Origin of the sequence: Fictibacillus halophilus (genome assembly GCF_042680145.1) — a bacterium.
GTDB classification, from domain to species: domain Bacteria; phylum Bacillota; class Bacilli; order Bacillales; family Fictibacillaceae; genus Fictibacillus; species Fictibacillus halophilus_A.
Window position 1 is genome coordinate 50,198 of the sequence record NZ_JBHTNQ010000011.1, and the last position, 6,525, is coordinate 56,722.

The 6,525-nt window shown below is 40.3% G+C and carries 8 protein-coding genes; all 8 read right to left on the reverse strand.

Annotated features, from left to right (window positions below; genetic code table 11):
• Positions 1 to 165 precede the first annotated feature (165 nt).
• Positions 166 to 519: a DNA replication initiation control protein YabA gene (yabA, locus tag ACFQ4X_RS19340; RefSeq protein ID WP_379838079.1), complete on the reverse strand. Its 354-nt coding sequence runs from the start codon at positions 517 to 519 to the stop codon at positions 166 to 168.
• A 14-nt stretch (positions 520 to 533) separates the two neighbouring features.
• A complete protein-coding gene (locus ACFQ4X_RS19345; protein ID WP_066285372.1) occupies positions 534 to 1,367 on the reverse strand; it encodes a PSP1 domain-containing protein in 834 nt (277 codons plus the stop codon).
• A 4-nt stretch (positions 1,368 to 1,371) separates the two neighbouring features.
• On the reverse strand, positions 1,372 to 2,358 hold the full coding sequence (gene holB / locus ACFQ4X_RS19350) for a DNA polymerase III subunit delta' (protein ID WP_379838081.1): 987 nt from the start codon (positions 2,356 to 2,358) through the stop codon (positions 1,372 to 1,374).
• A gap of 15 nt (positions 2,359 to 2,373) precedes the next feature.
• Entirely contained in the window at positions 2,374 to 2,814 is a 441-nt protein-coding gene (locus ACFQ4X_RS19355) for a YaaR family protein (RefSeq protein WP_066285370.1), read from the reverse strand.
• A 31-nt stretch (positions 2,815 to 2,845) separates the two neighbouring features.
• A complete protein-coding gene (locus tag ACFQ4X_RS19360; RefSeq protein ID WP_077365562.1) occupies positions 2,846 to 3,175 on the reverse strand; it encodes a cyclic-di-AMP receptor in 330 nt (109 codons plus the stop codon).
• A 15-nt stretch (positions 3,176 to 3,190) separates the two neighbouring features.
• The gene (gene tmk / locus ACFQ4X_RS19365) at positions 3,191 to 3,835 is read right to left on the reverse strand and encodes a dTMP kinase (protein ID WP_379838084.1); all 645 of its coding nucleotides are present in this window, start codon (positions 3,833 to 3,835) and stop codon (positions 3,191 to 3,193) included.
• Positions 3,832 to 5,271: an aminotransferase class I/II-fold pyridoxal phosphate-dependent enzyme gene (locus tag ACFQ4X_RS19370; RefSeq protein WP_379838086.1), complete on the reverse strand. Its 1,440-nt coding sequence runs from the start codon at positions 5,269 to 5,271 to the stop codon at positions 3,832 to 3,834. The genes tmk and ACFQ4X_RS19370 overlap by 4 nt, the downstream gene beginning before the upstream one ends.
• Before the next feature lie 120 nt (positions 5,272 to 5,391).
• A complete protein-coding gene (locus tag ACFQ4X_RS19375; RefSeq protein WP_066285362.1) occupies positions 5,392 to 5,586 on the reverse strand; it encodes a sigma factor G inhibitor Gin in 195 nt (64 codons plus the stop codon).
• Positions 5,587 to 6,525 lie beyond the last annotated feature (939 nt).

Genomic DNA, 6,525 nt, shown 5'->3' on the forward strand with positions numbered 1-6,525 from the left:
CCTCCTCGGCACTTTGTGCCATTAGGAGTCTCACCTGTCCCGCTGATCCCGCAGGAGTCTCGCACCTTCTACTCCAATCAACTTGTCAACGATGCACTTTCCATACAATCTTCTGGATGAAAATATCACCCATATAAAAAGAAGCCTTCCCCTCAGGAAAGGCGTTTATTTCTTATTTAAAAATGAAAGACAAAACAAACAATCTCCCTCTGAACGTACGCTGCCATAATGAAGGTTGCAAATGTGGAATCCTTCTTGGTAGAGACGTGCCAGGTTATCATAGCCCTCACCGATATCGGTAGGCTCTTTTTTCCCTTTAGAAGCTGGAGATTTTTTAGCAGAAACTCGTGTTCCCTCAGAGTTCAGCTTGTTTCGAAGATTTTCATTTTCCATCACGAGATGGTGGTTTTCTTCAATTAATGCGGCCAAATGGGTCTTAAAATCTTCTAGTTGCTGTGACAACTCCGTGATTTGTTCTTCCATTTGCACCACGCGGGAAAATATAGTCTTCTTTTCCACGAATTCCACCTCTTTTACTCTGTGGCCTGACTGAATAATTCCTCTTTCTTGCCTTCTGCCAGCTCGTCCAATGTAAACTCTGTCGTTCTTTCCATTGAAGGAATGTTTACTTGAATGAGCTTTTCAAGCAAGTTCAAGCCGACAACGCGACCAACACCATGAGGGGTCATAATTTCTTCACCAACATCAGGCATTTCTTCTTTAGCTTCTTCGTAATAGTCATTTTCGTACTTCAGACAGCACATTAAACGTCCGCATAATCCTGAAATCTTAGCTGGGTTTAATGAAAGGTTCTGATCTTTTGCCATTTTGATTGAAACGGGCTCAAAATCTCCTAAGAAAGTTGAACAGCAAAGCATACGGCCGCATGGTCCAATTCCCCCGAGCATCTTCGCTTCATCTCTGACACCAATCTGTCTTAGTTCTATTCTTGTCCTAAAAATAGAAGCAAGATCTTTAACAAGTTCACGGAAATCTATTCTTCCGTCTGCTGTAAAGTAAAAAATGATTTTATTTCTGTCAAACGTATATTCAACATCGACCAGCTTCATGTCCAGCTGGTGTTCAATGATTTTTTCCTCACAACTTTGAAACGCTTCCTTAGCGGCTGCTTTATTTTCATCCACAGATAAAATATCTTTCTGTGTCGCGAGCCGAACGACTTTTTTTAAAGGAAGAACTACATCGTTCTCCCCGACTAGTTTCTTATCGATAACTACCTTGCCATATTCTATTCCACGCGCTGTTTCCACAATAACGAACGCGTCTTTCTTCACTTCAAGGTCGCCGGGGTCGAAATAATATACTTTACCCGCTTTCTTAAAGCGGATGCCCACTACCTCATACAAGGTTTTATCCCTCCCGTAATCGTAAAACCAACTGCTCCATCACCATAAGGGGGCTGACGTTGCTCCTTATTCTGGCTTGAGCAGTCAGTATAGCTTGCAGAGCTTCTCCTGTTTTCTTTTGAGACGTTTGAAGCGCCTGCTGCTCTAATGCTTGAAGCTGGTCGAAAAAAACCACTTTTTCCGACTGTGATAAATGTATAGATAAAAGATCCCGATACCAGATCAAAAGTAAGTTTAAAGCTAAACGCAGCTGTTCTTTCTCTTTAAAAAAGCTTAAATACTGGTCTTGCAGAACAACAAGACAATAATCAGGCCGCAGCCGCAGTTCCTCCGTCAATTGTATCACTTTGGCTCTTGCTTGTGCAAACCACTCTTCCCTACAAATTTCGAGTGCTTCTGCATAATCTGACGTAAGTGAAGAGGCCAAAGCAGCAATTGGCTTTGGTATTTCCTCCTCTAACAGCTTCTGTAAAATTCCTTCAGGAGCAAGCGGCGAGAAAGAAAGAGTCTGTGCACGCGAACGGATGGTATCAAGCAAACTATGAACCTGTTCCGTTAATAAAATAGCAATCGTATCTGAACTCGGCTCTTCTAAAAACTTCAGCAGGCTATTTGCTGCTTGAACGGTCATCTTATCAGCGTGCTCCACAATATAAACCTTTTTAGAAGACTCCATTCCGCTGTATGCAAATTCCTTCTGCAGTCCTCTGATCTGGTCAATCTTTATCGACTGTCCGTCGGGTAAGATGATATGTACATCCGGATGGTTGCCTGATGTGATTCTTTTGCAGTTGGTGCAGTTCTCGCACGGATTTCCATCTTCAGCATTTCTGCATAGAAAGGTTTTAGCTAATGCAGTCGCGACTGCCATCTTGCCTGTTCCGTGTGCTCCTTCAAAAATATATGCATGAGCAAGGCGCTGCTTTTTTATACTGTTTTTTAATAGTTTTACAACACGGGGCTGTGTCTTGCTGCTTATTTCCCAGCTCATCATACATTTCACCTGCTACGTATATAAATTAACTAATAATCCTTTGATTTCACCTATCTTATCTAATAAGGATATTGAGTCTTTTTCCTGGCTTAATACTGCTTCTGTAATTTGGATCAACTGTTCATCAATTTCTTTAACAAGTTTGAGTGTTCGTGATCGCCCTTGTTCATTCCAGCTTTTGTTTTGTTTTAACTGCATACCGAAATTAACTGCTTCTTTTACGAAGCGCTGAACCAAATTTTTATAAAGCTGCAGATCCCGTACAGTTTGGGACTGCAGCAATCTTTTGCCTTGTGTCTCGATATCGCCTAACAGCCTTGTCAGCTGTTCAGAGTGGAGTTTCTCACTCTGCTTGGATACCGTCTCTCCAAAGGAAAGGGATGTTTTCTTTCCCATTTTCCCCTCATTTTGCTTTGTATCTAGAACTGGTCTTATGTCCTGTCCGATTTTCATAATAACCCCTCAATTTTGAAGCTTAAATTTATTAAAATTGCTGGAAGCTTTCAACAGGCAGTACGAATACCGTTGCTCCCCCAACTTCTACTTCAACTGGATACGGAACATAAGCATCAGCGTTTCCGCCCATCGGAGAAACCGGTGCAACCATCTGGTTACGGCTTTTGCAGTTCTCACGAATAATATCCATGACTTCATCTATCTGAGCATCTTCCACACCAATCATAAACGTTGTATTTCCGGCTTTGAGAAATCCGCCTGTTGTTGCGAGTTTTGTGGCACGGTAATTCTTTTCAACAAGCGCATCCTGCAGTCGGCTGCTGTCTTTATCTTGAACAACGGCTATAATCATTTTCATGGCAAATGCCTCCTTTTACTTTTCCTTATGATTCGCTAAAAGCTTATCTAAATCCTTTACGATCTCTGCAAACACCGTCTCAGGATCCTGCTCACCGTTAACGCGATGAATTCGTTTCTCCTGATTAGCAAAAATATGCTGAAATCCTTCTCTTACCCTTTCATGATAAGAAAGATCTTTTTGCTCGATCCGGTCGAGGCTGGCTGTTCCGTATCTAGCTTTCATTCGCTCTCGTCCCACTTCTGGAGAGACATCGATAAAATAACTGCGGGCAGGTACTAGTCCGCTCGTTGCAATGCTGTTCACCTGTAGTACCGGTTCTTCACCAACACCGAGCCCAAATCCTTGATAAGCGAGTGAAGCATCAACAAAACGGTCACATAAAACAACCTTGCCTTCTTCAAGGGCAGGAAGGATTTTTTCATGAACATGCTGTGCCCTTGATGCCGCATAAAGAAGAACTTCCGTAAGGTCATGCATTTCTTTATGTTCTGGATTTAAAATAAGTGAGCGAATCTTATCACTGATTCTAGTACCGCCTGGTTCGCGTGTTTGAATGAAGTCAATTTTATTTTGTGTTAAGTATTCGGCAATCTTTGCAACCTGAGTTGTTTTTCCTGATCCGTCTGGACCCTCTAGCGTAATAAATAAGCCTTTCACAATTGCTGCTCCTTACTTATATCAAATACATGCATCTTATTCTGCTCACTGATTCCCTGGAATCGAGCACCCTTCTCCTTAAGGAATAAATAATGACGGATGGATTCTGATGTAATTTTTTCTCCTTTTGCAATCAAAGGAATACCTGGAGGATAAGGAATTACAGCTTCAGCTGCCGCATATCCGCCAGCATCCTCTATTTGAACATGTTTGACGCGCATTCTCTTCATTTCACTATAGGAAAGTCGTAACGTACTCACCGGAGGGAATAAAGATACCGTTTGAATCGATTCTGTTCTATTTTTATATAAAGAAAGTTTTTTCGAGATTTTATAAAAAACTTCCTTAATTTCAGTAAGACCATTTATTGTTCCAAGCGGCAAAATAAGTAATACATTCCGGTCATCGGCAAGCTCTGTAAACAAACCTGCTTTTTCAAAAAGATGCTGCAGTTCAAACCCTGATATATCTTTATCTGACTGAACTGTTATCTTGAGAGGATCTAAAATGTAACCTGCAGGAGTTTTAACAGTATGAAGATGATGGAGCGAATTGATAAATACTCTAAAATCATCAGCTTGAAGAATAATATTATCTAAATCCGCATCTGACAAGTTCTCCATATATAGACGGCTCAAATCCAGTGAAGCCATAATCAGATAAGAAGGGGAAGAAGATTGAACGATCTGAAGAGCTTGCGATAAACGATATTCATCAACTTGATCACTGTTCACATGTAAAAAAGCACCCATCGTTAAAGCCGGAAGTGTTTTATGTGCAGATTGCACAACAATGTCTGCTCCTCTATGTATCGCACTATGCGGCATATTCTTAAGCCCGAAATGTGCTCCATGTGCTTCATCGACCAAAACGATGCCGTTATGAGCGTGGATTTCTTCTGCTATATCTTCTATACCCTGCTGCAAGCCGTAGTAAGTAGGATTTGTTAAAATAATTCCTTTAAACTCTGGATAGCTTTTTATAGCTTTCCTTACTGTATCTAGGCTGACTCCTAAAGGAAATCCTCCGTCTTCATCCATTTCTGGTGATAATAATACTGGTTTCACACCAGCAAGTTCAAGTCCGTTCAGAACTGATTTATGGCAGTTCCTCTGAACAAGAACGATATCGCCCTGAATAAATGAAGAAAGAATCATAGCGAGATTCCCAGAAGTACTTCCTCCAATAAGGAAATAACTTCTCTTCACTTTATAAAATGAAGACAGCAAATCCTGCGCTTCCAGGATTGCTCCTTCTGGATGATGCAAATCATCAAGCCCTGTCAGTTCTGTAGCATCTAAGGACAAGACAGGCTGAAAAAAAGGTTTAGCAGTCTTTTCAAAGATATGACCATTTTTGTGTCCAGGTACGTGAAAAGACCACTTATTATTCTTTGAATGTTTAATTAACGCCTCATATAGCGGTGCATGTTTCATAGTTAAAAACCCTTTTGTTTTCAAACGTTTCTCGTCTTTTGGTATATCTCCATTCTATCACATGTTTCATCCCCAAAGAATTTATCACATAAAAAAACAGACTGTTTAACCAGCCTGTTTTTATGAAGACGCATTTACTAATTTTAATTTTCTTAATTGTGATAAGTAATGTTTATAATAGTCATCATTTGTTTTGGCAGTAAGGATTTTCTGCTCACATTCCCGGCAAATAAATTGATGAAGAATGTGTAATCCCCGATCCTTTTGCTCCTCACAAACCATACACGTTTCCCCGTACTGTCGTGTGTTTTTCATTCTTCCACCTCCATAATGCCATTGTTGCCAGAATTGTTTATTCATATACGTTTTTTCAGATTATTTTAAGGTTCTTTTAAAATGTATGAGACTCTGGCTCTCGTTGTGTCTGTCTTTATTCAATTCGGTAAAATAAACCGAGTATGCGTCCTCATGTTTCCTTAAATCCCCGCTGCAATAGGATTTAAAACCGTTCGATGTGCTGCTTTTAAGAGTTAAAGCAATTTAAATGCAGATTGGGGCAGTGATTTGATTTTAGTTGGTGTGGACTTTTGATTGGTGTACGGAATAGGTGGTTTTATGGGGTTGTTGGGATGAAAAGCGTTTTCAGGCCGTAATTTTGTTTTCTAGGCTGTAATTTGGATTAATAGGCTCTAATTAAATTTTCTAGGCTGTAAATCTTTCTTTCCAGGCCGTAATTTTTCATTTATAGACTTTTCGACAAAAGTGCTCTGAAGGAAGATGGTTCACATCTTCTACCTTACTTATGTTTTCTTCTTATGTGTTCCTTAATGGACAGGAGGAAGTGCTTTTAAACTTTTACGGTACGTGTTCTTTTATTTGTTACACGTTCGCTCAAGATTATCCTCTTTTCACTCAAAATCACCAAGTTACGCTCAGAATCGTCGTTTTACGCTCAAAATGCCTCACCTACGCTCAGAATGGTGTCCTGTTCGCTCAAACTGCAGATTCGTTTCATGCTATGCACCTTCTCTTATTATAAAAACAGCTATATAAACAGCCTTCCATAGAACCACGGGCGTGTAATTTTACAGACAAGGGCTTATCTTTCTTGTTTAAATCAAAAAACGGTGCTTTTTTGATTTAAATACAAAAAAAAGAAGATGGATCTTCATCCATCTTCCTCATTGCCTAGCGACGTCCTACTCTAACAGGGGGAGACCCCCAACTACCATCGGCGCTGAAGAGCTTAACTTC